We start from the raw sequence: 24561 nt of genomic DNA on the forward strand, positions 1-24561 counted from the left end.
ACGTGAATGCGGCCCGGAATATCCTCAGCCTCGGGGCAGGACGTTGCCCTCAAGAAGTTGGAATCCCCGTCCTTTAGGGCGGGGAGGACGTCAAAGCGCAGTGATGAGGCAGCATGCCGAGAGAGGCATACAGCGATCAGGCGCGAGATCCCTTGAAAGCATCGGCAGGCACGCTGAAGCGGTCGGACAGTTCGCATACCTGCCGCCAGTTCAGGGTGCGCTTACCAGACAAGATTGCTGACACTACGGGCTGCGCTCCCACTTCTGGCAGATCACGCTGCGTCACGCCATGCTCCTGCATGAGGTATCGCAGTACCTCAGCGCCTGACGCCTGTGGCAGGGGTCGATGCTCTTCGTCATACGCTTCGATGAGATCGCCGAGGAGAGAGGCAAGGCTGGCCAGCGGGTGGTCCTCGTCGTCACCGATGAGGTCGAGCAGTTCATCCAGGGCTTCTACCTTGGCATCATACTCATTCTCTGTCTCGGGTGTAGCGAGCAGTGGAGAGATGTAGCGCCAGTGAGTGGCAGCTTGGTCGAGGATAGCGTTCATGTTCACTCCTTCCACTTGCCCTTGTCGTACTCATTGTGATCAAGGATGTCGCGGATGAAAACGCGCCTGGCGCGATAGTGGACGACAGCGATCAGTCGGATCTTGTTGCCACCGATATCGAATACGTGGTGGCTGCCCACCTTGTCCGTTGCTGGGAAGATCCCTTTCATGGCAGCGAAATCCTTCGGCTCGCTGGCCTTCATGATGCGGTACCACGCTTCAAGCGCTGTGGCAGCTTGTGGCCACTTCTCCATGGCTTCCCATATGCGCTTCTGCGTGATGATGTGCATGCTGACCTTCCCTGCCTTCGCTTCGCTCACTATATAGCAATCTGCTATCAATAGCAAGTTGCTATATCGGCACTTACTTGGGTAGGCGCGCAACAGCACGTAACCTGATCAAGCTTAGCGTGCTTAGCGATGCGCAAATTGCTGAAGCAACTAATTTGGACGTGGCCGAAGTCGCTGCCTTGCGCCACGAGCCAAAGCATTAAGCCTCGATGAGACGAAGGAGCTGCACGGCGCAGCCTGGGCACTGAGTCGCCCCAAGCAGCTCCTGCGTTATGCCCTCAGGCCATTTCAAGCTCGACATGGCCGGGAGATGAGCGGTAGCGTGAGGGGCCAATCACAATCTTCACTTCTCGACCGAGGCGAGCGATAGCGTCGATCATCATCTGTGACCATGTGCGCGCCGGAGTGGGGCAAGCTGGGGGCGCTTCCTTGCAAGTAGCGCGCTAACACCAAAAGTACGCTGGGAATATACCCGCTCTACCGGGGGTTAATTCAGCCTTAGACCAAGCTAAGTGCGTGATAAAATGGTGCTCTATTTTTATTCGAGCACCGCTTTGGGAGCCTTGTGAAATCAAATTCCACTACCATTTCTGCGCTGTACGTGGTCAATGAACTGATCCCCAAATTGAACGCCGTTGAAAAACGCGTCGAGCTGACCATCGGGTCCGCTACCGCTCGCGAGAGCGTGCCTATGGGCATTGAGCGAATGACTCGTCTACAAGCGGAGTTTCAGCTTGAGCTCACCATGATTCGCTTGAATCTGGCACATTTGCTGAAACGCTATCAGGCAGTGCTGGAGGCTGCAATGCAGGACCCAGCCAACGACCAGCTATTGACCCTGGATGCTTACGAAGCCACGGCCATTGCCAGCGCCAAGCAGTTATATGAGCGGGTGCAGCAGCTGCAGAAAGGGGATTAATACGTGATGACGGCGGACGAGCGCGAGCGAGTGATTCTGGCCCTGGAAGCACTGATACATGATACTCGCCAAACGCTGGCAAACGTCGAAAAGCACGGCCTGGAGGAAGCACAGCCGAAAGATTACCAGGCGCTGCTGGATATTCTGGATACCGCCGTCAAGCAGCAGCGTGCCCATACGCTGGCCATGTTGAAGGTAGAAGAAGGCCTCAATGAGCCACCGCGTTCTGGTGCTGCTCTTTCCTTGACATAAACGCCTCTCCCTAGACCAAATGTTAGCTTGCAAACCGCCTGCCATGAACTATGGTCTTTTCTGGTAAGCAGTTTGGTGCTTGGCTAACAAAACGAGAACAGGGCGATGGATACCCAAACGTTGGTGTTGGTAGTGGCGATTAGTGCGCTTTGGTTGAGCGTGACTTGCGGGTGTGTGGCAGGGTACATGTTGCTGGTGCGGCGGGCCAACGAGGTGCCGGCAGGGGCGTTGGGTGGTGCGCCGCCGCCTGTCGTGGCCCCAGAAGCACCGGCCTTATTGAATGCGGAAAATGCGGTTTGGGAAGTAAAAGTGCTGTTCGACGAGCCGTCGCCTGCGCTGAACGACCGCTTGAGTGCGGTATTGAGTTCGGCAGGTGCGGTGTATGAACAGCGCACCAAGACCTTTGCCGTGGCGGGGGATTCTTCTCGCACGCCGATTCTGATCGAAAATGCGCTGGGGTCGGGCCAGTTGCCACCCTTGACCGAATCCCCGACCAGTCATCCGCCGGTGAAGGGCGTCAGCATCAAGATTGCCAAGACCCAGCGCATGCTGGCTCCCAGCAAGCTGCAGTTGGCCAAACTGGTGTCGCTTTCCAAAAAGCTGGCCAAGTTGGGGGGCACGGCGCTGGATGCCGAGAAGCAACCGATTACCCCCGCTGGGTTCGAGGCGGTGATTCAAGGGCAAGCGAGGGTGTAATACACCGCATCGTGTGGCGCTCTGGATTGGGCTTGGCAGTCATCAGCTAATGCTGGGCATACTTTAAATGCCACATAGATTAGGGGCCGATGTGGCTGTCCTGCTCAGGCGTGTGGGGAGTTGTAAGCTCAGTGCGTGCTTTCGTTACGCAGCTTGGCGATCTCCTCCACCGTTAGCCCAGTAGCGACAGCAATTTGGTCGTCACTCAGCGCACCAAGCGTTAACAAATTGCGGGCTGTGGTGACGATGCCTTCCTGGCGACCTTCTAGACGTCCTTCCTGGCGTCCCTCTAAACGCCCGGCCTGGCGTTCTTCCTGGGCCCAGTTTGCAAGATTTTCTGCTAGCATGGTTTTGTCCTCCACTAAACTATTGAGCTGGTCCAGGTTTGCATTGGCGCCTAACCTTTGCAAATAGCGCTTTAGCCAGCGGGTAACGATCTTGTCGATCCGGTCTTTGTCCGGGGCGGCTTGTATGATCGTGACAATTCGGTCCACCGCTTGCTGTAAACCTTTCATGTCGGTTGAGGCTTTTTCGATGCCGAATACCCCACTTAGCGGTGTTGGGCGCAGGGCAAGCTCTTCATCAGTGTAGCGCCCTTCATCGATGAGGTAGTAGCGAAGGTGTGGCTGATAGACCTGCAGAAACGAGGGTGGTTCCGGGTACACCATGTCGTAGATGTCCTGGCGTGCTGTCCAACGTTCGACCCCATTGTAAAGCACCATGGGTAGAATAGGCGGGAGGCCTTTATGCGGTGTGGTGGTGCCATTTTTCAGCAGGTGGTCATAAAAACAGGCAACGTAGTGCATTAGCCGGATAGGCATAGTGCGATCCACTGAGGATTGAAACTCCAGCAAGATGTAGAGATAGATCTCTTGGGTGATGCCTTGCCAGGTAATCTGCACTGACCATACCACGTCCTCGAATTTCTCCTCGAACAGCGGCGTAATGTAGTTGCCACTATGGTTTTTGAGCGTCGAGAAGTCCATTAGCGCGGCCATATCAGCGGGTGCAAACCCTTCGATCAACTGCTGGACAAACTCAGGGTAGCTGAATAGCTCTTTGTAGCCAGTGTCGTGGTAATGGTAGGTGGTAGTTGCCATAAGCCCCCCGCTTTTCATATCGCTATCGTAGCACAATGTGTGCTGCTCTCGTCTTCGCACTGCTTGTTTTAGGCCTGGCAGCCATCATCAACAAACGCCCCGCCATGGCTGCCACCGGGGGCGTGTGCGTTGTATGCGTAGGCTGTGCGTGTATGAAGCGCGCCCGTAGTCAGGCGAGCTGTGGGCTGGGTTGCAGCAGTTGGCTGGAAAGTAGCGCCCACTGGTCTTCCCAGTACTCGGTGGGCAGCCGTTTGAAGTCGCTGCGCACGTACTGGGCGATGCGCCCTTCGGCTTGCGCGATCAGCAGGTTGGCAGCGGCGGAGGCGGGAATGCTGGGGCGCAACCCTTCACGCAGCTCGGCTTCGCGGAGGACTTGTTTCAGCTGGGTTTCCAGGCGTTCGAACAGCTGGTGAACGCGCAGGCGCAGGCGTGCCGTTTCGCCGGTGAGTGCGTCGCCGCCCAGTACCCGGGCCAGGCCGGGGTTCTTTTCGGCAAAGCCCAGCAGCAGTGAGAGTAGCGTGCTGCAGCGGGTGGTGGCGTCGGGGATGTCTTCCAGTATCCGCGTAATGCGCGCGAAGATGCTCTCTTCGATGAAGTCGATCAAGCCTTCGTACATGCGCGCCTTGCTGGGGAAGTGGCGGTACAGCGCCGCTTCGGAAACCCCCACCTGGCGGGCCAGGGCGGCGGTGGTGATCCGCTTGCCGCTGTCCTCTTCCAGCATGATGGCCAAGGCCTGCAGTATTTGCTCGCGACGGCGAGGCTTGCGGTCGTCACTCATGGCTCTTGCCCTCCGTCACAGTTAGCCTGCGTTGGTGATCAGGGTGCCTACCCCAGCGTTGGTGAAAATTTCCAGCAGCACGGCATGCGGCACCCGGCCATCGATGATGTGGGCGCTGTTGACGCCTCCCTTGACGGCGTCCAGGGCGCAGCGAATCTTCGGCAGCATGCCGCCGTAGATGGTGCCATCGGCAATCAGGGCATCTACCTGGGCCGTGGTCAGGCCGGTCATGACCTGGCCTTCGCTGTTCATCAGGCCCGCCACGTTGGTCAGCAGCATCAGCTTTTCGGCGTTCAGCGCTTCCGCCAGCTTACCGGCCACCAGGTCGGCGTTGATGTTGTAGCTGTTGCCTTGGGCGTCCACGCCGATAGGGGCGATGACCGGAATGAAGTCGCGGGCTGCGAGCATCTCGATCAGGTCGGTGGAGATCGCTTCCACTTCCCCCACGTGGCCGATGTCGATGATCTCCGGGGCGGTCATTTCCGGGCTTTGATGCTCCACCTTCAACTGGCGGGCGCGAATCTGGGCGCCATCCTTGCCGGTCAGGCCAATTGCCTTGCCGCCGCTCTGGTTGATCAGGTTGACGATGCTTTTGTTGACCAGGCCACCCAGCACCATTTCCACCACGTCCATGGTTTGCGAGTCGGTGACCCGCATGCCGTTGACGAAGCGCGATTCGATATTGAGCTTTTCCAGCAGGCTGCCAATTTGCGGGCCGCCGCCGTGCACCACCACGGGGTTGATGCCGACTTCTTTCATCAGCACGATGTTACGAGCAAAGGAGTCGATCAGCGTATCTTCGGTCATGGCGTTGCCACCGTACTTCACGACCACGGTCTTGCCGGAAAACTGCTGAATATAGGGAAGGGCTTCGGATAGCACCTCTACAACGACCTTGGGGTCGCGGCTAGCTGAACTCATGAGATTGTCCCTTTGCTCTAGTAATATCTGCTTTTAATGTCTGCTTCATCGTAGCGCGGGTGGTGTGCGCTTCGCGGCATGATCATGTGACGGGGGTATCTGGTATCGTCAACGTAGGTGAAACACCTTGCAGGGCGCGTGCGAAGCGCTCGCGTATCCGTTCCAGGGCCGCGCTGTCTTCCCCCTCGAAGCGCAGCACCAGCGCGGGCGTCGTGTTGGACGCTCGGCACAATCCCCAGCCATCGGGGTAGTCAACGCGAATACCATCCAGCGTGGTTTTGATACCTTCGCCGAAGTCGCCCTCTCTGGCAAGCGTCTCGACCATGGCAAATTTGTCGGCATCCGCCACGGTGATGTTGATTTCGGGCGTGCTCACAGCCTGGGGAAACTGGTCGAAGAATGCATCCGCATCGCCTGGGTAGCGGGCCAGTATTTCCAGTAGCCGAGCGGCGGCATACAGGCCGTCATCGAAACCGTACCAGCGTTCCTTGAAGAAGATGTGACCGCTCATCTCGCCCCCCAGCAAGGCGCCGGTTTCCTTCATGCGCGCCTTGATGAGGGAGTGGCCGGTGCGCCACATCTCCGGCTCGCCGCCTGCCTCGCTCACCACCCGTGCCAGGTGCCCGGTACACTTGATGTCGAACACCACTTTGGCACCAGGGTTGCGGGAGAGCATGTCGGTGGCGAACAGCATCATCAGGTGGTCGGGAAAGATCATTCGCCCGCGCGGCGTGACCACGCCCAGGCGGTCGCCGTCGCCGTCGAAGGCCAGGCCGATGTCTGCACCGCTCTGTTGGACGTGGTGGATCAGATCCTGCAGGTTTTCCGGCTTGCCGGGGTCGGGGTGGTGGTTGGGGAAGCGGCCATCGATCTCGGCGAACAGCGCCGTGGTGGCCACCCCCAACCGTTCGACCAGCTGAGGGCCAAGTTCGCCTGCCACGCCGTTGCCGCAATCCACCACCGCACTGAGCGGCCTTGCGAGCTGCACATCCTCAAGAATCCGCGCCAGGTACGTGGCCCGCAGGTCGTGGGCGTGCACACGGCCATGGCCCTCGGTGAAGTCGCCTGACTGGATGCGCTCGTACAGGGCGGTGATCGCTTCGCTGGCCAGGGTTTCTCCGGCCAGCACGATCTTGAAGCCGTTGTAGTCGGGCGGGTTGTGGCTGCCGGTCAGCATTACCCCGGAGCAGCTCTCGGGCAGGGTGTGTGTGGCAAAGTAGAGCACTGGCGTAGGCACCATGCCAAGGTCGATCACATCGCGCCCGGCGGCCTGGAGCCCTTTGATGAGCGCCGCCTGCAGGCGTGGCCCCGAGACTCTGCCGTCCCGTGCGACGATCACGGTGTGTTCACCGCGGGCGGCGGCTTCCGAGCCCGCTGCCCGGCCAATCAGCTCGGCGGTGGCTTCGCTGAGAGTGTCATCCACGATGCCGCGAATATCGTAGGCGCGAAAAATCGAAGCGGGTACGGTCATGGTCAATCCCTGAAAGAGCGCGCTAGTGAGTGCTTACTGGCGGCCAGTGCTGCCAAAGCCGCCACTGCCACGGGTGGAGTCTGTGAAGCTGTCGACGAGGGTCAGTTCGGCCTGCACCACCGGCACCAGCACGTATTGTGCCAGGCGCTCGAACGGGGTGACCGTGAAGCTGGCCTGCCCGCGGTTCCATACCGAGACCATCAATTCACCCTGGTAGTCGGAGTCGATCAGCCCCACCAGGTTGCCCAGCACGATGCCGTGCTTATGCCCCAGCCCCGAACGCGGCAGGATCATGCCGGCAAGGTTGGGATCTTCGATATAGATGGCCAGGCCGGTACGCACCAGCTGGCATTCGCCTGGGGCCAGCGTCAGCGGTTCGTCCAGCAGGGCGCGCAGGTCCATGCCCGCCGAACCAGCGGTGGCGTAAGAGGGCAGATAGTCGCGCAAGCGCTCGTCCAATACCTTGCACTGTAGGCGAGGGCGGTTCATGAGGAAGCTCCGTGAGAAGTGTGAGGCAGCAGGGAGAGCGCCTGCTGCACGATCAGGGTGGCCAGCGCGGTCTTGGGTTGGGGCGGCGCGCTGTGTTGCTGCGTGCCGTCAGGCGTACGCCAGAGCAGCAGGGCGGCGTTGTCGTCGCTGCCAAAGCCCAGCCCTTGCTGGGCCACGTCGTTGGCCACGACCATGTCCAGGCCCTTGCGGTCGAGCTTGTGGCGGGCGTAGCGCTCGACCTCCTGGGTTTCGGCGGCAAAGCCGACCACGAAGGGGCGTTGCCTGTTGGGCAAGGCCGCCACGTCGGCAATGATGTCCGGGTTTTTCACCAGCGTCAGGGTCAGCGTGTCCTGATCGTCGGTTTTCTTGAGCTTGTGCTCGGCGGCGCTGGCGGCGCGGTAGTCGGCCACGGCGGCACAGCCAATGAACAGCGCGGCCTGGGGGGCCAGCTGTAGCGCGGCCTGGTGCATCTCCCGGGCGGTTTCCACGTTTTGGCGCTCGACCCCGGCTGGGGTGGGCAAATTGACCGGGCCGCTGATCAGGGTCACGCGAGCCCCTTGCGCCACGGCGGCGGCGGCCAGAGCGAAGCCCATCTTGCCCGAGCTGTGGTTGGACAGGTAGCGCACCGGGTCCAGGGCTTCACGGGTGGGGCCCGCGGTGATCACCACGTGAGGGCGCGTTGCGCCCTGGGCGGGCGACGCAACCTTGGCTGCTTTGGCGAAGTGCTGTTGAAGGGCTGCGAAGATATCCTCGGGTTCGCTCATTCGCCCTGGGCCAACGTCGCCACAGGCCTGCTCGCCAGCGGCAGGGCCGATCAACTGCCAGCCGTCGGCGGCCAGCTGTGCCTGGTTACGCTGCGTGGCGGGATGGCGCCACATGGCCTGGTTCATGGCGGGGGCCATCAGCCGTGGCGCTTCCGAAGCAAGGCACAGAGTGGTCAGCAGGTCGTCGGCCATGCCGTGCGCCAGGCGCGCCATCACATCGGCCGTGGCCGGGGCCACCAGCAGGGCATCGGCCCAGCGGGCCAGTTCAATGTGCCCCATCCCGGCTTCTGCCTCGGGGTCCAGCAGCGAGGTGCGCACGGGCTCGCCAGAGAGAGCCTGCAGCGTCAGGGGGGTGATGAAGGCTTGAGCACCCTCGGTCATCACCACGCGCACCTCACAGCCTGCCTGCTTCAGCAGTCTCACGATCAGCGCGCTTTTATACGCGGCAATACCGGCGCTGACGCCCAGCAGCACGCGTTTACCTGCGAGCAGGGCGGTCGGCGATGGTTCTGAGAGTGGTCGTGGGGACTCGGACGCTTGCGAGAGTGATGCCATGGTCGGCGATTCCGTATGACGGTCGTAAGGAGGCTTACCATACCATTTGGCGGTTTATTTTGGCATGCTCGGTGGACGTGTTATAACGCCAGGTATAGTGAGGAATGGTGAAGGCGAGGGCGTGAGCCACACGCCTAGGGCATAGGTTGGGGGGCATGGATGGGTATCAATCATTGGCCAGAGGGTGAGCGACCCCGTGAAAAACTGCTGACCATGGGGGCGCAGTCGTTATCGGATGCCGAACTGCTGGCGATCTTTCTGCGGGTGGGGGTTCAGGGGCGTTCGGCAGTGGACCTGGCGCGTGACCTGCTGGCGAGCTTTGGCGGGTTGCGGCAGCTGCTGGAGGCAGACAGAGAGCAGTTTTGTGCCGCCCGTGGATTGGGCGATGCCAAGTTTTCCCAGTTGCAGGCCACGCTGGAGCTATCGCGGCGACATTTGGCCAGCCAGCTGGCACGCGGCAACGCGTTGACCTCGCCTGCCCTGGTGCGCCACTACCTGAGTTCGCAGCTGCGCCACCTGGGGCATGAAGAGTTTGCGGTACTTTTTTTGGATACTCAGCACCGAATCATTCGCTATGAATCCCTGTTTCGCGGTACCCTAGACAGCGCATCCGTTTACCCCCGCGAAGTTGCCAAGCGTGCGTTGGAACTCCACGCTGGCGCTGTCATCCTGGCCCACAATCACCCTTCGGGTGTGGCTGAGCCCAGCGACGCTGATCGACGTATCACCGAACGCTTGAAAGATGCCCTTGCTCTCTTTGACGTGCGAGTGCTGGATCATTTTGTGGTGGGAGACGGAGACGTGGTGTCCTTTGCCGAGCGCGGCTGGCTCTAGCGGGCAGGTCATGCGCACGCACTCCAGTAGTATCGAAAAGGCAGGCTGGCCCGCTCGATGCTGCGGCTGTCGTGACGAAAATTGTCCAAAAACGTGCTTTTTTGGCCTTTTTGGGCGGTTTCGCTTGCTGGTGGCCGGGTGCTCTGGTATAAAGTGCCACCTTTGAACTTGGGTTGAATAACGGATTTGGGTACAGCTAGGCGGTTAACTGCGTCGACTCCCTCCCTGCTCCGGTTTGCCCGACAGTTTTGAACAACTCGCCAAGCGGTTGGAGGCTCTCATGTCCAAAGTATGTCAGGTTACCGGCAAGCGTCCGGTAACTGGTAATAACGTTTCTCACTCCCAGCGCAAGACTCGTCGTCGTTTCTTGCCGAACCTGCACACCCATCGCTTCTGGGTGGAGTCTGAAAACCGCTTCGTCAAGCTGCGCGTTTCCTCTAAAGGCATGCGCATCATCGACAAGAAAGGTATCGACTCGGTTCTGGCCGACATCCGCAAACGCGGCGACGCTATCTAAGCCAGTTTCTGGCTCAGCATTTTTGGGAGAGTTAAACCATGCGCGATAAGATCAAGCTGGTGTCTAGTGCCGGTACTGGCCACTTCTACACCACTGACAAGAACAAGCGGAACACCCCGGATAAGTTCGAATTCAAGAAATACGACCCGGTCGTCCGTAAGCACGTCATCTACAAGGAAGCCAAGATCAAGTAACCTCGGTTACGATGATCGGCTTTCACCGCAGGCGAGCGCCTGTTGAAAAACCCGGCCCCAAGCCGGGTTTTTGCATGTCTAACGTTTGCGTTTCGCGTGTTAGCATCGCTGTCACTGTGCTGTCATCATAGGCTTTCATCATGCCCGAATTGCCTGAAGTGGAAACCACGCGGCGTGGTATCGCGCCTTACCTGGAAGGGCAGGAGATTACCGAAGTGCTGGTACGCCAGCCGCGCCTGCGCGTTCCCGTGCCGGATGACCTGGCCGAGCGGCTGGTCGGGGCTCGCGTGGGTGAGCTTGCCCGGCGCGCCAAATACCTGCAGATCCCGCTGGCCACGCCTACCGGCCACGCCACGCTGCTGTGGCACCTGGGCATGTCGGGTAGCCTGCGGATTGCCCGGCTGGGTGATCTGCCCAAAAAGCATGACCATGTGGATATCGTCACCGCCAGCGGGCATATATTGCGCTATCACGACCCGCGCCGCTTTGGCTTCGTCGATTGGCAGCACGCCGATGCACAGTTCGATACGCGGCTGGCGCACCTGGGCCCGGAACCCCTCGACGATGCCTTCACGGGCCGATGGCTCCACGCACTGTCGCGCGGCAAGCGCGTCGCCGTGAAGCCTTTCCTGATGGATAACCGCGTGGTCGTGGGAGCGGGCAACATCTATGCCGCCGAGGCGCTGTTCATGGCGGGCATCGACCCGCGCCGGGCCGCCGGACGCATTTCACTGGCGCGCTACGAAGCGCTGGCCCAGGCGGTCAAGGAAGTATTGGCGGCGGCCATTACCCAAGGTGGCACCACGCTGCGCGATTTCGTCAGCGGCCAGGGGGAGCCGGGCTACTTTGCCCAGCAATTGAATGTCTATGGTCGCCATGGCCAGCCTTGCCTGCGCTGTGGCAGCGAACTCAAGCGCATTACCCTGGGGCAGCGGGCCAGCGTATTCTGCCCCGGTTGCCAGCGCTGAGCGCCGCCCTGGGCGGCTAACTGTTTTGTTTATCTGGAGAATGTTGTGACTCAACGCCTGCGCCTGAATAAAAATGCCGATCGCCGCTTGAAGGCTGGCCATCTGTGGATCTACTCCAACGAAGTCGATATCAAGGAAACGCCGCTGAAGACCTTCGAGGCGGGCGAGCCTGCCTTGATAGAGGCCTCCAACGGCAAGACCCTGGGCGTGGCCTACGTGAACCCGCACTCGTTGATCTGTGCGCGGATCATGTCCCGCGACCCGGAAATGCGCCTGGATCGCTCGCTGTTCGTGCACCGTTTCAATCAGGCGCTGGCGCTGCGCCAGCGCCTGTTCGATCAGCCCTTCTATCGTCTGATTCATGGCGAGGGCGACCTGCTGCCAGGACTGATCATCGACCGCTTTGGCGATGTGCTGGTCGTGCAGCTCAATACCGCCGGCATGCAGGCGCTGGCCGACGAGATCGTCGATGCGCTGGAAAAGGTCATCAAGCCTGAGGTCATCGTATTCCGTAACGATACCGGGGGCCGCCGCCAGGAAGGCTTGGAAGCCCACGTGGAAGTGGTCAAGGGCACCCTGCCCGACGAAGTGCTGCTGGTGGAAAACGGCGTGACCTTTGCGGTGCCGGTACTCAACGGCCAGAAGACCGGCTGGTTCTTCGACCACCGCGTCAACCGGGCCTGGTTGAACAGTCAGGTTGCTGGAAAGCGCGTGCTGGACGTCTTCAGCTATGTGGGTGGCTGGGGCGTTCAGGCTGCCGCCAGCGGCGCCTCCGAAGTGCTGTGTGTGGATGCCTCCGGCGTTGCCCTGGAACAAGTGGCGCGCAATGCCGAGCTGAACGGCGTGCAGGAGCAGGTGGCCGTGGGGGAAGGCGACGCCTTCGAAGCGCTGGCCGCATTGAAAGCCGATGGCGAGCAGTTCGACGTGGTGATTCTCGACCCGCCTGCGTTCATCAAGAAGCGCAAGGATATCCCCAACGGTGAGCGCGCCTATGCACGACTCAACCGCGAGGCAATGCGCCTGCTGGGGCGCGATGGCCTGCTGCTGTCGGCGTCCTGCTCCATGCATCTGGCCCACGAGCGGCTGGTGGATGTGGTGCGCGGTGCCGTGCGCCATCAGGACCGCCATGGCCAGGTGATTTTCCAGGGCCATCAAGGGCCGGATCACCCCGTGCACCCGGCGATTCCCGAAACTGCTTACTTGAAAGCGCTGGGCGTGCGGGTCTTCCGCGACTGAGCATCGCCCGCTGTCGAGCGCCGTCGTCATAGGAAAGGAGGTGGCCACATGGAGTGGGCATTGCCAGAGCCGTTCGTACTCACGCTGCAGGTCGCGCCGGAAGCCATCGACGCTTACCGGCACGTCAATAACAGCGAGTACCTGCGCTGGGTAGAGCAGATCAGCTGGGCCCACTCCGAGGCGTTGGGGCTGTCGCTGGAACGCTATCGGGCGCTGGACCGGGCGATGGTGGTCCACCGCCACGAGCTGGACTACCTCGCCCCTGCTTTTCAAGACGACACGCTCTGCCTGGCCACCTGGATCGTCGACTGCGACGGCCGCTTCAGCCTGACGCGCCGCTTTCAACTGATACGGCCAGCAGACGGCAAGACGCTGCTGAAGGCGCGCACGCGGTTTGCCTGTGTCGCGCTTTCCAGCGGTCGCCCCAAGCGCTTGCCGGAGGAGTACCAGCGCATTTATGGCGCTGCGGTGGTGGCGGAATAAACAGCCGTGTTTTGGTAGTGTTGACTACCGAATGCCGCATGCCTTTTTAATACCTGCCAATAGCTGGTTGTAACTTTGTGAGTGATTCCCCTCCAGTGCTATCGCTAAGCCTAACGCACGAGAGCCGGATAGCTTTTGGTACTTTGGAGCAATGCGCTTCAACTCTTGGGCTGCGTTATTCAGACGGTCAGGGGTGCGGTATTTGGCTTTCGTTTGCTGCTTTGCCAAGCTGGCAGGCCCAAGGGCTTGTGCAACCGCCTTGAGGTCTCCAAGATAAAAGCTTTCAAGCTCATGGCAGGCAATGCGAACGATGGCATCAGGGTGGCCTGCCTCGCTGCATAGCGTCATTAGACGCTGCTTGATTTGCAGGCAGTCACCTGAGTCCTGATCACGCATGACCAGGAAGCATGACTCTGGGTTTTGCCATGCTCGTAAACGTATCGGCAGGCGTTTTTCTAAATCCTGCTTCCCTTCAAAAACAATATAGCGAGTTTCGATGCCTGGTAAGAGGCGAGGTATTATCCCTTGCAACATTGCCTTGGCTGAGGGCTCCTCCAAAAAGAAAACTAGTTCCATTATTCTGGTCCTGCCCCTTCAAAAAAACCTTCTTTCCAAAGATAACCCATCTGATCCCCTTCCTCGATAAAGGCAACAAGCTGTCGACTGTCCTTGGCTCGACATATGTTTGTATAGCCTTTCTCTTTCACGAGCCAGTAGACTTCCTCCACCTGTACGGCATTAAGGAAATCAGGAGAGTGACTCGATACAAAAACTTGTCCTCCTCTCTCAGCGTAAGCACGAAATTCTTCTGCCAATTCCCACAGTAAGGTAGGATAAAGCTGGTTTTCCGGTTCTTCGATACAAAGCAAGGGGTGTGGCTCAGGATCGTAGAGTAGTACTAGATAAGCAAACATTTTAATGGTGCCGTCAGATACATACCGGTCGATAAATGGATCGATGAATGAGTCGTCTTGAAAGTTTAGAATCAGCCGTCCATCTTGCGTCTGGATGGGTTCTATTTTATTAATGCCTGGAACCCGATGTTTCATCGCTTCGACCATTTGGTCAAAAATGCCAGGGTGATTTTCATAAATATTTCTTGCTACTAACTGCAAGTTATCACCTGATATAGAGAGGTGCTCGAATTCTCCAATGGCTTCTTTGCTACCACGAGCCAAATTGATATGAAAATCTGAAACATGCCAGTTTTCTATTAGTTGACGAAATGCATTGGCTGCTTTAAATCGTTCGAATTGTCCTAAGCCTTTAATCGCCAATGCATCTTTGCCAACATTTTGCTGCTCCCTTTGAAGTTCTTCATCTTGCTTGTCGAAATCTTCTTCATTCGTGATGGCGTAGCCCACGCCGCCTGAAAAATCCAGGAAGTGATAAGGTGAACCATAGCGACCACGTTTGTAACGAAGCACTTCACGCCTAACTGTCACCTGTCGATTTTCCATTCCTATTTCGATCAAGTATGAGATCAATCGTTCGACGCCAGCAATATCCATACGAAACTTTATTTCCAGCTCAATGGATTCATTACTGTCTACACCACGGCTAAGTACTTCTTTAAACCCGCCACGGACCTGCAGTGCTTGCTTAACATTGAAGGTTAAGCAATCCTTGAGGAAACCAAAAACATCAAATAGGGTTGATTTTCCTGAGCCGTTAGCACCGACGACAACACAGAAGCGTGGCAAGCCTTCCATCTTGGCGTGGCGAAAACTCTTGAAATTTTTAATTCGAATCGTTTCGATATGCATTGTTCGTCTCCGTCAACACCCAGTCCATTTGGCTCGCCGGGATGACCGGTATCGAGTGAGACTGTGGCTATCATCCTAACATCAGGAAAAACACTGTGCAGCACGGCTGGATAGCACTACAACAGCCACTCGCGCTGAAGAGGCGAATCCTGATAAGCAATGCCAACAGCCAGTACCTTCAGACCGCTCAATCAGCACCCTCGTGAATAAGGCGGGGCTAGGGGCAGAGGTGACGATTCTCGATACCTCGGTGGCCCGGCTGGAAGCATTGGATGCGCGCTACCAGGGGCGTATCAAAACCGTCTACTCCACCGCCGATGCGCTGGATCACGCGGCACGCACTGCCGACATGATCGTGGGCGCGGTGCTGATCCCCGGCGCGGCAGCTCCCAAATTGATCACCCGTGCCATGCTGGCCGAGATGAAACCCGGCAGTGTGCTGGTGGACGTGGCCATCGACCAGGGCGGCTGTTTCGAAACCAGCAAGCCCACGACCCACGCCGAGCCCACCTATCTGGTGGATGGCATCGTGCACTACTGTGTGGCCAACATGCCCGGCGCCGTGGCACGTACGTCTACCCTGGGGCTCACCAACGCGACGCTGCCGTTCGTGCTGGCGCTTGCCGACAAGGGGTGGCGCCTGGCGCTGGCAGACGATACCCATTTTCTGCCCGGGCTGAACGTCCACGATGGCCAGATTACCTACCGGGCCGTCGCCCAGGCGTTTGGCCTGGAAAGCATCGAACCGGCCAGCGTGGTGAAGTGACCCGGGTAAGCGGTTAGTCCATTAGTAGTGGGGCGGGATGTCGTCTTCGGGGCGAAAGCCGCCCTGTGAGTCGCTGGTTTGCAGCGCCTGATGCTGTTCGCGGAGCCGTTCACGCATCAGGGCGCTCAGCTGTTCCAGCTTTTCGAGGCGGCGCTCCTGCTGGGCGACGGCCTGGTCGAGGGTGTCCAGCCAATGTTCCTGATAAGCCAGCCGACTTTCCAACGATTCAATACGTTGAGTGAGCTCGGCAGGCGTTGAGTCGTTTGTCATGATAACATCGTCACCGTATGTAGTATGCTCGGTACTGTTAGGAAAGGGCCTGGTAGGCCGAGTATTGTCTTGCTTCTGTTACCCATACAACAAGAGAGCTTTTATCATCCATGAACCCAAAAGTTGTTTTTCGCTGTTTCTTTATCAGTATCTTACTGGCCGCCCCCACGCCGCTTCTTCTGGCGGGGATTGTTCATTTAACCAATGCACCGCTGGCTGAACAGTGGTTGGCCGAGGCTGCTTTCAGTGTGTATGCCGCTGTGGCACTTGGCTGTTTTGCAATGTTGTTCGTCGGTACGCTGGCGGCTGCGGCTCTGGCACCACCCATGGTGGTAAAGGCCGATGTGGCCAGGGTCAAACCTGCCACGCGTCAGCCCCAGGCAGCACCCGTGGTGGACGATGAAGAAGAGGATATCATCGACCCCAACGATGGCCGTGAAGAGGGCGAGGTCAAGTGGTTCAACACCAACAAGGGCTACGGCTTCATCACCCGGGACAATGGCGAAGATGTCTTCGTGCATTTTCGGGCGATACGCGGTCGTGGCCCACGCATGCTGGCCGAAGGCCAAATCGTGCGTTACCACGTGATCAAGAACGACCGTGGCCTTCAGGCCGATGATGTCAGCATTATCGAATAAGCGCTCCGGCGCGGTTGCTGACAGGAAAACCCCCGCCTTGTGCGGGGGTTTTTGCGTTTAGCGACCGGAGTCTGGCCATTCGATGGCTTTTTCCTGGCCGCCGGGCAGCACTTGCCAGAAGCGGTCCGGGTCATCGCCAGGGTGCCAGCCGCCCAGCGAACAGCGGACTTCCACGTTGAGCGCTTCGGCCGCGTGCTGCGCGCACTCCTGGTCGGTGTGCCAGGGGGTGTGGGCGCTGTCGAACCACAGGCTGGCAAAGCCGTCGGCGGCGTTGTCCACCAGCAGCACCGGGACGCTTTCCCCCTGATGCTGGCCACGGGTTTTCCACTTGCCCTTGCCCGCCGGGCCCAGCGGTGGGGCGGCGAGCGCCTCGCTGAGCCAGGCGTTGAGATCGTCCAGCGACACGCGGGCCAGGTACACTTCGATATCCGGAAACCGCTCCATCATACGCATACCTCGTCAGTAGTGAGCAGCGCCTGCAGGGTGGCTTCGTAGATGCGGCTGAGCGCATCGAGGTCGCTGGCCAGCACGCGTTCGTTCACCTTGTGAATGGTGTCGTTGAGCGGGCCCAGCTCCACCACCTGTGCCCCCAGGGTGGCAATGAAACGGCCATCGGAGGTGCCGCCGCTGGTCGACAGCTGCGGGCGCTCGCCGGTGACGGCTTCCACGCCGCGAATGGCCGCATCGACCAGTTCGCCTTCGGCGGTCAGGAAGGGCTCGCCGTTCAGGGTCCAGTCCACATGGTACTCGAGGCCATGGCGATCCAGAATCGCTTCGGTGCGGGCTTTCAGCGCTTCGTGGGTCACTTCCGTGGAGTAGCGGAAGTTGAACACCACTTCGATGTCGCCAGGGATCACGTTGGTCGCCCCGGTACCCGCGCGCACATTGGAAATCTGGAAACTGGTGGCGGGAAAGAAGTCGTTGCCAGCATCCCAGTGCTCGCGTGCCAGGGCATCGAGCGCAGGCAGCGCCTGGTGAATGGGGTTGCGTGCCAAGTGGGGGTAGGCCACATGCCCCTGCACCCCTTTGACATGCAGCACGCCACCCAGCGAGCCGCGTCGGCCGTTCTTGATCACATCCCCCAGCCGCGCCGTGGAAGAGGGCTCGCCGACGATGCAGTAGTCCAGCCGTTCGTTGCGCTCGCGCAGGTGCTCCACCACGGCTCGGGTGCCGTCCACGGCGGGGCCTTCCTCATCGGAGGTGATCAGGAAGGCGATACGGCCGTCGTGGTCGGGGTAGCGGGCCACGAAGCGCTCCACGGCGGTCAGCATGGCGGCCAGGCTGCCTTTCATGTCGGCCGCACCGCGCCCGCAGAGCATGCCCTGCTCGTCGATGCATGGCTCGAAGGGCGGAAACTCCCAGCTGGTATGCGGCCCGCTGGGCACCACATCGGTATGCCCGGCGAAGGCCAGCACCGGGCCATGATGGCCGCGCACGGCCCAGAAGTTTTTCACATCGCCGAACGGCAGCTGCTCGACATGGAAACCGAGCGCCGTGAGGCGCTCGATCATCAGGTCCTGGCAGCCCTCGTCGTCCGGGGTCACCGACGCGCGACCCAGCAGGTCAAAGGCCAGGGTGAGCGTCGGTGACAGGGCAGCAGACTCAGTTGTGGGCATGCAGCGCCTCGTTCAGCGCAATGGCACTCTTGTTGGTGAGGCACTCGATGCGGCCATTTTGCGAGTTGCGGCGCAGCAGCAGGTCGTCCTGGCCAGCCAGCTCACGGGCGGCCACGGTGTTGGCCTCCTGGCCTTGGTCGTCGAGGACGGTCACCTTGGAGCCAGCGGTGATGTACAGGCCCGCTTCCACGGTGCAGCGGTCGCCCAGCGGAATGCCGATACCGGCGTTGGCGCCGATCAGGCAGCCTTCGCCCACCTTGATAATGATGTTGCCACCACCGGAGAGGGTGCCCATGGTGGAGCAGCCGCCGCCCAGGTCGGAGCCTTTGCCGACCATGACGCCCGCTGAAATGCGGCCTTCGATCATGCCCGGGCCTTCGGTGCCCGCGTTGAAGTTGACGAAGCCTTCGTGCATGACCGTGGTGCCTTCGCCCAGGTAGGCGCCCAGGCGTACGCGGGCGGTGTCGCCAATGCGGATGCCGGTGGGCACCACGTAGTCGGTCATCTTGGGGAACTTGTCGACGCAGTCGACGGACAGCGCGCGGCCTGCCAGGCGTGCCTTGAGGCGGCGAGCCGGCAGCTCTTCGATGTCGATGGCGCCTTCGTTGGTCCAGGCGATGTTGCGCAGCAGGCCGAACATGCCGGTCAGGTCCAGGCCGTGGGGCTTCACCAGACGGTGGGACAGCAGGTGCAGCTTGAGGTAGACCTCCGGCACGGTTTGCGGCGCCTGGTCGGTGTCCAGGAACATTGCTACCAGCGGGCGCTGGCTGGTGGCGAAAGACTCGGCCAGCGCTGCCTGCTCGGAATGACCCGCGGCTTCCAGTGCCTTGGCCAGGCGGGTGCAGTCTTCCGGCAGGAAGCTGACAGGGCTGTTCTCGGCAGCGGCGCCCAGCGCTTCCCTGGCGGCGGCCACCAGGCTCTCGTCGGGGTTCAGCAGCGGGGCCGGGTAGTAGATTTCCAGCCAGTCACCCTGGGTGTTTTGGGTACCAATTCCAAGCGCAAAGCTCAGCATAACGGGGCTTCCTTCAAGGTTGTGTGTCTAAGAGGGGGCGTTCAGCCGCTCAGTTTGTCGTAATCGCCGTCGCGGTAGCCGACCAGGATGGTGCTGTTGTCGACTTCGAGTAGCGGACGTTTGAGCAGCGTGGGTTGTTCCAGCAGCAGCCGACGGGCCGACGTGGCGTCCAGCTGATCCTTTTCCTCCTGGGGCAGGTTGCGCCAGGTGGTGCTGCGTTTATTGATGGCTTCCAGCAGCGGCACCCGCTCGAGAATATGCTCCAGCAGACTGGCCGACAGGCCATCCTTGCGCAGGTCATGGGTCTTGAAGGGAATACCGCTCTCCTCCAGCGCCTTGCGGGCTTTGCGGCAGGTGTCGCAGGTGTTGATGATATATAGCGTCAGCATGGAAAAGCCTCCTTGTCGTGGGGTATCGGCGGCGTTAGCTGCGCTCGATCAGCTGGCGCAGACGCTTGGCTGCTTCCAGGGTCGGTTCGAGCTCTGCCACCAACGCTAAGCGTAGACGACCTGCGCCTGGATTATGCCCCTCCTTGCCTGGGCGGCCCATCAGGCTGCCAGGCAGCACGCTGACATGCTGTTCGCTGAACAGTCGCTGAGCAAAGGCGATATCGTCGCCCCCCGGCACGGCGGGCCACAGGTAGAAGCTGGCTTCGGGCGTCGGGAACGACATGACCGGCGCAAGAACCTCGGTGACAGCGCTGAATTTCTCGCGGTAGGCGTCACGGTTGGCGCGCACGTGGGCTTCGTCCTGCCAGGCAGCGATGGAGGCGTGCTGCAGCGGCAGTGACATCGCGCAGCCGTGGTAGGTGCGGTAGCGCTTGAACGGAGCGAGGAGATCGGCGTCGCCCGCCACGAAACCCGAGCGCAGCCCTGGCAGGTTGGAGCGTTTGGAGAGCGAATGAAACACCACGCAGCGGCGGTAGTCATCGCGGCCCAGCTCGGCGCAGGCCTGCAGCAGCCCGGGCGGCGGAGTGGCTTCGTCCAGGTAGAGCTCGGAGTAGCACTCGTCGGAGGCGATGATGAAGTCGTGTTCGTCGGCCAGGGCAATGAGCTGCTTGAACTCGGCCAGCGGGGTCACCGCGCCGGTGGGATTGCCCGGAGAGCAGAGGAAGACGATCTGCACGTCGCGCCAGGTGTCGGCGCTGACGGCTGCGAAATCGGGGCGAAAGCCATTGTCGGCGGTGCAGTCCAGGTAAAGTGGCTCGCCGCCTGCCAGCAGCGTGGCGCCTTCGTAGATCTGATAAAACGGGTTGGGCACGGCTACTCTGGCGGGGCGGGTGCGGTCCAGCGCCGCCTGCACAAAGGCGAAGATGGCTTCACGGGTGCCGTTCACCGGCAGCACCTGGCGTTCGGCGTCCAGCCCCGCCAGACCAAAGCGCTGGGTGGCCCAGGTGGCAATGGTCTCGCGCAGGGCGGGCAGGCCGTTGGTGGCTGGGTAGCGCGCCATCTCCAACTGGTGGGCAATGAGTGCGTCCAGTGCGCCCTGGTAAGGAGCATGCTGGGGCTCGCCAATGGTCAGCGGAATATGCGCAAGCCCCGCCGGAGGCGTGAGCGTCGCCTTGAGGGCGGCCAGCTTTTCAAACGGATAGGGGTGCAGGGCGTTCAGGTCTGAGTTCATGGCGAGTCCGTACCGTTTATCGAACCGCCGATTATAGGCAACCCCTGGGGCAGGCTCAAACCCAACGACCAGGGGCTGCTCGGCCAGGCACTTGGGCTAGACGCTCAATACGTCGATCAGCCGCTCACGAAGCTGCTGTTGACGGGCGGGGTCGGTGAGCGGTTCACCGGCCTTGGTGGTGATGAAAAAGACGTCCTCGACGCGCTCGCCCAGGGTGGCGATCTTGGCGGCCGACAGGGCGATATCCTGCTCCATGAAGATACGTCCCACTCGGGCCAGCAGGCCGGGGCGGTCAGGGGCGGTCAGCTCCAGCAGCGTACGCTCATTGGCCGGGTCCTGCTCGATGACGACTTCCGTGGGCACCTTGAAGTGCTTCAGCTGGCGCGGGGTGTGCCGGGTGACGATCTCGGGGTAGTCGTCCGGGTCGTCCAGCTCTTCCACCAGGTGGCTGCGCATCTCTTCGATGCGCTGTGGGTCACGGATTGGCTGGCTATGGCTATCCAGCACGATGAAGGTATTCAGCGTCCAGTCGTTGTGGGACGTGGCGATCCGCGCATCGTGGATGGACAGCCCCAACTGCTCCATGGCCGCAGCCGTGGCGGCAAACAGATCATCCACGGAGCGGGTGTGGATAAACACCTTGGTGCCGCCCTCGGCCATGTCGGCGGTGGGGGCACTGATCAGCACCAGCGGCAGGGGGGAGGGCTGATGGGCCAGAATGCCCTGGGTCTGCCACACGATCTCGCTGGGGGCGTACTGCAGGAAGTAGTCCTCCCCCAAGGACTCCCATAGCTGATCGATTTGCTGGCTATCCACTCCAACGGTCTGCAGCAGTGAGCGGGCCTCGGTGCGTGTCTCTCTCACCCAGTCGTCTCTGTCCGGCGGGTTTTTCAGCCCTCGGCGCAGGGCGCGCTTGGTCTCTGCATGCAGCTGGCGCAGCAGCGAGGCCCGCCAGCCGTTCCATAGCGTGGGGTTGGTGGCATTGATGTCCGCCACGGTGAGCACGTAGAGGTAGTCCAGGCGGGTTTCGTCGCGCACGACCAGCGCAAAGTCGCGGATCACGTCCGGGTCGCTGATGTCGCGCTTCTGGGCAGTCATCGACATCAGCAGGTGATGCTCGACCAGCCAGCTGACCAGGTTCGTATCGTGCTGGGAGACGTGATGACGACGGCAGAACTGCGCCACGTCACGGGCGCCGATTTCCGAGTGGTCTCCGCCGCGCCCTTTGCCGATGTCGTGGAACAGGCCAGCGATCCACAGCAGGTCCAGCTTGGGCAGCTGGTGGATCAGGTTGGCGGCCACCGGGAAGTCGTCCTTTGCCTCGGGCTTGCGGAAGCCGTGCAGGAATTTCAGCAGGCGCAGGGTGTGGGCGTCCACGGTGTAGATATGAAACAGGTCGTGCTGCATCAGCCCCACTGCTCGGCCGAACTCCGGCAGGTACTTGCCCAGAATGCCGTAACGGTTCATGCGCCGGAGCTGACGAGGCACGTTGCCCGGCGCCCGCATGAGCGCCATGAAGAGCCGCTGGTGGCGCGGGTCTTCCCGGTAGTGGTCATCGATCTGATGGCGATGGTCACGGATCAGACGAATGGTGTCGGCGCGCACGCCTTCGATTTCCGGGTGCTTGGCCATCAGCAGAAACAGCTCCAGCATGGCCGCCGGGCGTTCACGAAACAGGTTGCGCGAGCGGGCCTGAATGTAGCCCCCTTTGATCTCGAAACGGTCGTTGAGCTTGACGGTTTCCAGCGACTCTGTGCCGCGCAGGATCACTTCATCGAAGTGCTGCAGGAGCATGTCGTTGAGGCCTGCCAGCGCCGTCACATGGCGGTAGTAGCGCTTCATGAACTGTTCGACGGCCAGCCGCTCGGGTGTGTCCTTGAAGCCGAACATCTCGGCGATGGTGCGCTGGTGGTCGAACAGCAGGCGGTCTTCGGCGCGCCCGGTGAGCATGTGCAGAGCGTAGCGAACCTGCCACAGGAACGACTGCCCCTGGCTGAGGATGCGCAGCTCGGCGTCGTTCATGAACCCGTTGGCGACGATGTCGGTATACTGCTCGGTGCCGAAGTGCCGCTTGGCGACCCAGCCGATCATCTGAATGTCTCGCAGGCCACCGGGCGAGCTTTTCAGGTTGGGCTCCAGGTGGTACTCGGAGTTGTTGTAGCGGTAGTGGCGGGAAATCTGCTCTTGCCACTTGGCCTCGAAAAAGCGGTCGGCGGGCCATACGTGGGGCGCGCTCAGGCGCTCGCGCATCTGTTCACGCAGGCGCTCGGGGCCCGCGATCAAGCGTGACTCCAGAAGATTGGTGATGACCGTCACGTCGGCTTCGGCCTCCCGCTCGCAGTCGTTGAGCGAGCGTACGCTATGGCCGATCTCCAGACCGATGTCCCACAGGAACGTCACGAAGGCGCTCAGCGGCTCTCGGTAGGGGGTGTCGTCATCGTGTTCGAGCAGCAGCAGCAAGTCGATGTCCGAGTGGGGGTGCAGCTCCCCGCGCCCGTAGCCGCCCACCGCCACCAGCGCAATGCCGTCGTCGGGCCAGGCGTGGCGCTGCCAGGCAATTGCCAGCAGCTGGTCGAGATACCACGCGCGGCCGCGTACCAGATCACGTATGTCCGCACCCGCGCGAAACTGTTCGTCAAGGCGCGCCTGAATCTCCTTGAGCGCCGCCTTGAACGGGGCGATGGGTGAGCGCGCCCCGGACAGTTCGGTGCGAAACAGGTCCAGGTCGAAAAGCGACGTGTCCGGCTCGAACCGGTAGTGGTGTAGTAGCATCAGGCGTTCAGAAAGCCGAGGTCTTCGTTGCTGCGTGCGGTGAGCACTTCCACGCCGGTCTCGGTGACCAGTAGCGTGTGCTCCCACTGCGCCGACAGGCTGCGGTCCTTGGTCACCGCGGTCCAGCCGTCGCGCAACACTTTGGTCTTGTAGCCGCCCACGTTGATCATCGGCTCGATGGTGAAGCACATGCCCGCATCGAGGCGAATGTCGGCATCCGGGGCGTAGCCATCGTAGTGCAGGAACTGAGGGTCTTCGTGGAACTCGGCGCCGATGCCGTGACCGCAGAAGTCACGCACCACCGAGTAGCCGTTGGCTTCGGCGTGCTGCTGGATCACGCGGGCCAGCTCGGAAAGACGCACGCCGGGCTTGACCAGGGCGATGCTCTTGTACAGGCACTCCTGGGTGATGCGGCACAGCCGCTCGCCCTGGATGGTCTCGCCGATCACGAACATCACGCTGGAGTCGCCGTGGTAACCGTCGGGGGTGCGCACGGTAATGTCCAGGTTCATGATATCGCCGTTTTTCAGCTTCTTGGCGTCATCCGGGATGCCGTGACACACCACGTGGTTGATCGAGGTGCAGGTGGCCTTGGGGAAACCGTGATAGTTCAGCGGCGCCGGGGTCGAGCCCAGTTCGTTGACGATGTACTCGTGGCACAGACGGTCGATCTCGCCGGTGCTGATGCCTGCCTGGATGTGCGGCGTGATCATTTCGATGACGCTGGCGGCCTGGCGTCCGGCTTCGCGCATTTTCTCGATTTCAGAAGGCGTCTTGATGGGAACGTTCATGAATTCTCGATGTGGCTTCAGAGTAGGGGATGAGCGGTCATTACGGCAGCTATAACGCAGCGGCGACTTCATCTTGGCAATGATCTATGGTATAAAGCCGCGCGCTTTCCTGCAATCGCCATCCGCAGCTTCTTTTGCTGACGCAGGCGACAGGCAAGAGCAACAAGAGCGCAACCCGGCATGGCTGGGTTGCACGATAGCAAGCCTTGAAAACACACATGCACCGGCACATGGTCCCGGGTGCCTTTAGCAACGCCTGGCGGCGCTACTGGTCGGATCCATGGGGTGCGTGG

At 60.7% G+C, this 24561-nt stretch carries 28 protein-coding genes and 1 pseudogene; 11 read left to right on the plus strand and 18 right to left on the minus strand.

Annotation, left to right across the window (positions count from 1 at the left end):
- Positions 1 to 136: 136 nt before the first annotated feature.
- Positions 137 to 550, minus strand: coding sequence for a helix-turn-helix domain-containing protein (locus tag CWI66_RS08365; RefSeq protein WP_081136767.1), 414 nt, complete (start codon positions 548 to 550; stop codon positions 137 to 139).
- Positions 551 to 552: 2 nt separating this feature from the next.
- Entirely contained in the window at positions 553 to 840 is a 288-nt protein-coding gene (locus CWI66_RS08370) for a type II toxin-antitoxin system HigB family toxin (protein ID WP_081136765.1), read from the minus strand.
- A gap of 565 nt (positions 841 to 1405) precedes the next feature.
- Between CWI66_RS08370 and CWI66_RS08380 the strand changes: the two genes are divergently transcribed.
- From CWI66_RS08380 to CWI66_RS08390, 3 genes are all read left to right on the plus strand, one after another.
- On the plus strand, positions 1406 to 1759 hold the full coding sequence (locus CWI66_RS08380) for a hypothetical protein (RefSeq protein ID WP_100731431.1): 354 nt from the start codon (positions 1406 to 1408) through the stop codon (positions 1757 to 1759).
- A 3-nt stretch (positions 1760 to 1762) separates the two neighbouring features.
- Positions 1763 to 2011: a hypothetical protein gene (locus CWI66_RS08385; RefSeq protein WP_232710801.1), complete on the plus strand. Its 249-nt coding sequence runs from the start codon at positions 1763 to 1765 to the stop codon at positions 2009 to 2011.
- A 105-nt stretch (positions 2012 to 2116) separates the two neighbouring features.
- On the plus strand, positions 2117 to 2707 hold the full coding sequence (locus CWI66_RS08390; RefSeq protein WP_100731432.1) for a hypothetical protein: 591 nt from the start codon (positions 2117 to 2119) through the stop codon (positions 2705 to 2707).
- A 128-nt stretch (positions 2708 to 2835) separates the two neighbouring features.
- Here CWI66_RS08390 and CWI66_RS08395 read toward each other — a convergent pair whose 3' ends face one another.
- From CWI66_RS08395 to coaBC, 6 genes are all read right to left on the minus strand, one after another.
- The gene (locus CWI66_RS08395; RefSeq protein WP_100731433.1) at positions 2836 to 3807 is read right to left on the minus strand and encodes an Rpn family recombination-promoting nuclease/putative transposase; all 972 of its coding nucleotides are present in this window, start codon (positions 3805 to 3807) and stop codon (positions 2836 to 2838) included.
- Between the two features lie 169 nt (positions 3808 to 3976).
- A complete protein-coding gene (gene slmA, locus CWI66_RS08400; protein ID WP_100731434.1) occupies positions 3977 to 4585 on the minus strand; it encodes a nucleoid occlusion factor SlmA in 609 nt (202 codons plus the stop codon).
- Positions 4586 to 4606: 21 nt separating this feature from the next.
- On the minus strand, positions 4607 to 5506 hold the full coding sequence (gene argB, locus CWI66_RS08405) for an acetylglutamate kinase (RefSeq protein WP_039175214.1): 900 nt from the start codon (positions 5504 to 5506) through the stop codon (positions 4607 to 4609).
- An 82-nt stretch (positions 5507 to 5588) separates the two neighbouring features.
- On the minus strand, positions 5589 to 6977 hold the full coding sequence (locus CWI66_RS08410) for a phosphomannomutase/phosphoglucomutase (RefSeq protein WP_100731435.1): 1389 nt from the start codon (positions 6975 to 6977) through the stop codon (positions 5589 to 5591).
- A 33-nt stretch (positions 6978 to 7010) separates the two neighbouring features.
- Positions 7011 to 7466 carry a dUTP diphosphatase gene (gene dut / locus CWI66_RS08415; RefSeq protein WP_081136753.1) on the minus strand — a complete coding sequence of 152 codons (456 nt, stop codon included), beginning with the start codon at positions 7464 to 7466 and terminating at the stop codon, positions 7011 to 7013.
- Complete coding sequence (gene coaBC / locus CWI66_RS08420; protein WP_232710803.1) at positions 7463 to 8785, minus strand: bifunctional phosphopantothenoylcysteine decarboxylase/phosphopantothenate--cysteine ligase CoaBC; 1323 nt, start codon at positions 8783 to 8785, stop codon at positions 7463 to 7465. The genes dut and coaBC overlap by 4 nt, the downstream gene beginning before the upstream one ends.
- Before the next feature lie 159 nt (positions 8786 to 8944).
- Here coaBC and radC point away from each other — a divergent pair, with 159 nt between their 5' ends.
- The 6 genes from radC to CWI66_RS08450 all read left to right on the plus strand — a co-directional run bounded on the left by radC (position 8945) and on the right by CWI66_RS08450 (position 13017).
- On the plus strand, positions 8945 to 9619 hold the full coding sequence (gene radC, locus CWI66_RS08425; RefSeq protein WP_039175218.1) for a RadC family protein: 675 nt from the start codon (positions 8945 to 8947) through the stop codon (positions 9617 to 9619).
- 280 nt (positions 9620 to 9899) lie between these two features.
- Entirely contained in the window at positions 9900 to 10136 is a 237-nt protein-coding gene (gene rpmB / locus CWI66_RS08430; protein ID WP_016915065.1) for a 50S ribosomal protein L28, read from the plus strand.
- A 38-nt stretch (positions 10137 to 10174) separates the two neighbouring features.
- Positions 10175 to 10330, plus strand: coding sequence for a 50S ribosomal protein L33 (rpmG, locus tag CWI66_RS08435; RefSeq protein ID WP_009098622.1), 156 nt, complete (start codon positions 10175 to 10177; stop codon positions 10328 to 10330).
- 140 nt (positions 10331 to 10470) lie between these two features.
- Complete coding sequence (gene mutM, locus CWI66_RS08440; protein WP_100731437.1) at positions 10471 to 11298, plus strand: bifunctional DNA-formamidopyrimidine glycosylase/DNA-(apurinic or apyrimidinic site) lyase; 828 nt, start codon at positions 10471 to 10473, stop codon at positions 11296 to 11298.
- 45 nt (positions 11299 to 11343) lie between these two features.
- Positions 11344 to 12534 carry a class I SAM-dependent rRNA methyltransferase gene (locus CWI66_RS08445; protein ID WP_016915063.1) on the plus strand — a complete coding sequence of 397 codons (1191 nt, stop codon included), beginning with the start codon at positions 11344 to 11346 and terminating at the stop codon, positions 12532 to 12534.
- A gap of 48 nt (positions 12535 to 12582) precedes the next feature.
- Positions 12583 to 13017 carry an acyl-CoA thioesterase gene (locus CWI66_RS08450; protein WP_016915062.1) on the plus strand — a complete coding sequence of 145 codons (435 nt, stop codon included), beginning with the start codon at positions 12583 to 12585 and terminating at the stop codon, positions 13015 to 13017.
- A 24-nt stretch (positions 13018 to 13041) separates the two neighbouring features.
- Here CWI66_RS08450 and CWI66_RS08455 read toward each other — a convergent pair whose 3' ends face one another.
- Both CWI66_RS08455 and CWI66_RS08460 read right to left on the minus strand, forming a co-directional pair.
- On the minus strand, positions 13042 to 13593 hold the full coding sequence (locus tag CWI66_RS08455; RefSeq protein ID WP_016915061.1) for a DUF4276 family protein: 552 nt from the start codon (positions 13591 to 13593) through the stop codon (positions 13042 to 13044).
- Entirely contained in the window at positions 13593 to 14783 is a 1191-nt protein-coding gene (locus tag CWI66_RS08460; RefSeq protein WP_100731438.1) for an AAA family ATPase, read from the minus strand. The genes CWI66_RS08455 and CWI66_RS08460 overlap by 1 nt, the downstream gene beginning before the upstream one ends.
- Before the next feature lie 214 nt (positions 14784 to 14997).
- Here CWI66_RS08460 and CWI66_RS08465 point away from each other — a divergent pair.
- Positions 14998 to 15549, plus strand: a pseudogene (locus CWI66_RS08465) (alanine dehydrogenase); the annotation flags it as partial.
- 21 nt (positions 15550 to 15570) lie between these two features.
- Here the strand turns inward: CWI66_RS08465 and CWI66_RS08470 are convergent.
- Positions 15571 to 15819 carry a SlyX family protein gene (locus CWI66_RS08470; RefSeq protein ID WP_100731439.1) on the minus strand — a complete coding sequence of 83 codons (249 nt, stop codon included), beginning with the start codon at positions 15817 to 15819 and terminating at the stop codon, positions 15571 to 15573.
- 110 nt (positions 15820 to 15929) lie between these two features.
- Here CWI66_RS08470 and CWI66_RS18565 point away from each other — a divergent pair, with 110 nt between their 5' ends.
- Positions 15930 to 16457, plus strand: a complete 528-nt coding sequence (locus CWI66_RS18565; RefSeq protein ID WP_016915057.1) for a cold-shock protein — start codon at positions 15930 to 15932, stop codon at positions 16455 to 16457.
- Positions 16458 to 16514: 57 nt separating this feature from the next.
- On the opposite strand, the gene CWI66_RS08480 is transcribed toward CWI66_RS18565, so the two are convergent.
- The 7 genes from CWI66_RS08480 to map all read right to left on the minus strand — a co-directional run bounded on the left by CWI66_RS08480 (position 16515) and on the right by map (position 24268).
- Positions 16515 to 16904, minus strand: coding sequence for a hypothetical protein (locus CWI66_RS08480; RefSeq protein WP_016915056.1), 390 nt, complete (start codon positions 16902 to 16904; stop codon positions 16515 to 16517).
- Positions 16901 to 18073, minus strand: a complete 1173-nt coding sequence (dapE, locus tag CWI66_RS08485) for a succinyl-diaminopimelate desuccinylase (protein WP_096922077.1) — start codon at positions 18071 to 18073, stop codon at positions 16901 to 16903. The genes CWI66_RS08480 and dapE overlap by 4 nt, the downstream gene beginning before the upstream one ends.
- Positions 18060 to 19085 (minus strand): 2,3,4,5-tetrahydropyridine-2,6-dicarboxylate N-succinyltransferase, encoded by a 1026-nt coding sequence (gene dapD / locus CWI66_RS08490; protein ID WP_100731440.1) that lies wholly within the window; start codon positions 19083 to 19085, stop codon positions 18060 to 18062. Before dapD ends, dapE begins: the two co-directional genes overlap by 14 nt.
- A gap of 41 nt (positions 19086 to 19126) precedes the next feature.
- Positions 19127 to 19474: a Spx/MgsR family RNA polymerase-binding regulatory protein gene (locus CWI66_RS08495; protein WP_016915053.1), complete on the minus strand. Its 348-nt coding sequence runs from the start codon at positions 19472 to 19474 to the stop codon at positions 19127 to 19129.
- A 34-nt stretch (positions 19475 to 19508) separates the two neighbouring features.
- Positions 19509 to 20705 (minus strand): succinyldiaminopimelate transaminase, encoded by a 1197-nt coding sequence (dapC, locus tag CWI66_RS08500; protein ID WP_100731441.1) that lies wholly within the window; start codon positions 20703 to 20705, stop codon positions 19509 to 19511.
- A 96-nt stretch (positions 20706 to 20801) separates the two neighbouring features.
- Positions 20802 to 23477: a [protein-PII] uridylyltransferase gene (locus CWI66_RS08505; RefSeq protein WP_100731442.1), complete on the minus strand. Its 2676-nt coding sequence runs from the start codon at positions 23475 to 23477 to the stop codon at positions 20802 to 20804.
- Positions 23477 to 24268 carry a type I methionyl aminopeptidase gene (gene map, locus CWI66_RS08510; protein WP_081136735.1) on the minus strand — a complete coding sequence of 264 codons (792 nt, stop codon included), beginning with the start codon at positions 24266 to 24268 and terminating at the stop codon, positions 23477 to 23479. Before map ends, CWI66_RS08505 begins: the two co-directional genes overlap by 1 nt.
- Positions 24269 to 24561 lie beyond the last annotated feature (293 nt).

Origin of the sequence: Halomonas sp. 141, assembly GCF_002810305.1 — a bacterium.
Lineage (GTDB): Bacteria > Pseudomonadota > Gammaproteobacteria > Pseudomonadales > Halomonadaceae > Vreelandella > Vreelandella stevensii.

Coding starts and splice junctions, on each gene's coding strand:
- CWI66_RS18565 (WP_016915057.1), top strand. CDS start 15,930: ATGAACCCAAAAGTTGTTTTTCGCTGTTTCTTTATCAGTATCTTACTG.
- CWI66_RS08395 (WP_100731433.1), bottom strand. CDS start 3,807: ATGGCAACTACCACCTACCATTACCACGACACTGGCTACAAAGAGCTA.
- CWI66_RS08480 (WP_016915056.1), bottom strand. CDS start 16,904: ATGATGGAGCGGTTTCCGGATATCGAAGTGTACCTGGCCCGCGTGTCG.
- CWI66_RS08365 (WP_081136767.1), bottom strand. CDS start 550: ATGAACGCTATCCTCGACCAAGCTGCCACTCACTGGCGCTACATCTCT.
- dapC (WP_100731441.1), bottom strand. CDS start 20,705: ATGAACTCAGACCTGAACGCCCTGCACCCCTATCCGTTTGAAAAGCTG.
- slmA (WP_100731434.1), bottom strand. CDS start 4,585: ATGAGTGACGACCGCAAGCCTCGCCGTCGCGAGCAAATACTGCAGGCC.
- argB (WP_039175214.1), bottom strand. CDS start 5,506: ATGAGTTCAGCTAGCCGCGACCCCAAGGTCGTTGTAGAGGTGCTATCC.
- dut (WP_081136753.1), bottom strand. CDS start 7,466: ATGAACCGCCCTCGCCTACAGTGCAAGGTATTGGACGAGCGCTTGCGC.
- coaBC (WP_232710803.1), bottom strand. CDS start 8,785: ATGGCATCACTCTCGCAAGCGTCCGAGTCCCCACGACCACTCTCAGAA.
- CWI66_RS08390 (WP_100731432.1), top strand. CDS start 2,117: ATGGATACCCAAACGTTGGTGTTGGTAGTGGCGATTAGTGCGCTTTGG.
- rpmG (WP_009098622.1), top strand. CDS start 10,175: ATGCGCGATAAGATCAAGCTGGTGTCTAGTGCCGGTACTGGCCACTTC.
- CWI66_RS08470 (WP_100731439.1), bottom strand. CDS start 15,819: ATGACAAACGACTCAACGCCTGCCGAGCTCACTCAACGTATTGAATCG.
- CWI66_RS08455 (WP_016915061.1), bottom strand. CDS start 13,593: ATGGAACTAGTTTTCTTTTTGGAGGAGCCCTCAGCCAAGGCAATGTTG.
- rpmB (WP_016915065.1), top strand. CDS start 9,900: ATGTCCAAAGTATGTCAGGTTACCGGCAAGCGTCCGGTAACTGGTAAT.
- CWI66_RS08410 (WP_100731435.1), bottom strand. CDS start 6,977: ATGACCGTACCCGCTTCGATTTTTCGCGCCTACGATATTCGCGGCATC.
- radC (WP_039175218.1), top strand. CDS start 8,945: ATGGGTATCAATCATTGGCCAGAGGGTGAGCGACCCCGTGAAAAACTG.
- dapD (WP_100731440.1), bottom strand. CDS start 19,085: ATGCTGAGCTTTGCGCTTGGAATTGGTACCCAAAACACCCAGGGTGAC.
- dapE (WP_096922077.1), bottom strand. CDS start 18,073: ATGCCCACAACTGAGTCTGCTGCCCTGTCACCGACGCTCACCCTGGCC.
- map (WP_081136735.1), bottom strand. CDS start 24,268: ATGAACGTTCCCATCAAGACGCCTTCTGAAATCGAGAAAATGCGCGAA.
- CWI66_RS08370 (WP_081136765.1), bottom strand. CDS start 840: ATGCACATCATCACGCAGAAGCGCATATGGGAAGCCATGGAGAAGTGG.
- CWI66_RS08495 (WP_016915053.1), bottom strand. CDS start 19,474: ATGCTGACGCTATATATCATCAACACCTGCGACACCTGCCGCAAAGCC.
- CWI66_RS08450 (WP_016915062.1), top strand. CDS start 12,583: ATGGAGTGGGCATTGCCAGAGCCGTTCGTACTCACGCTGCAGGTCGCG.
- mutM (WP_100731437.1), top strand. CDS start 10,471: ATGCCCGAATTGCCTGAAGTGGAAACCACGCGGCGTGGTATCGCGCCT.
- CWI66_RS08460 (WP_100731438.1), bottom strand. CDS start 14,783: ATGCATATCGAAACGATTCGAATTAAAAATTTCAAGAGTTTTCGCCAC.
- CWI66_RS08505 (WP_100731442.1), bottom strand. CDS start 23,477: ATGCTACTACACCACTACCGGTTCGAGCCGGACACGTCGCTTTTCGAC.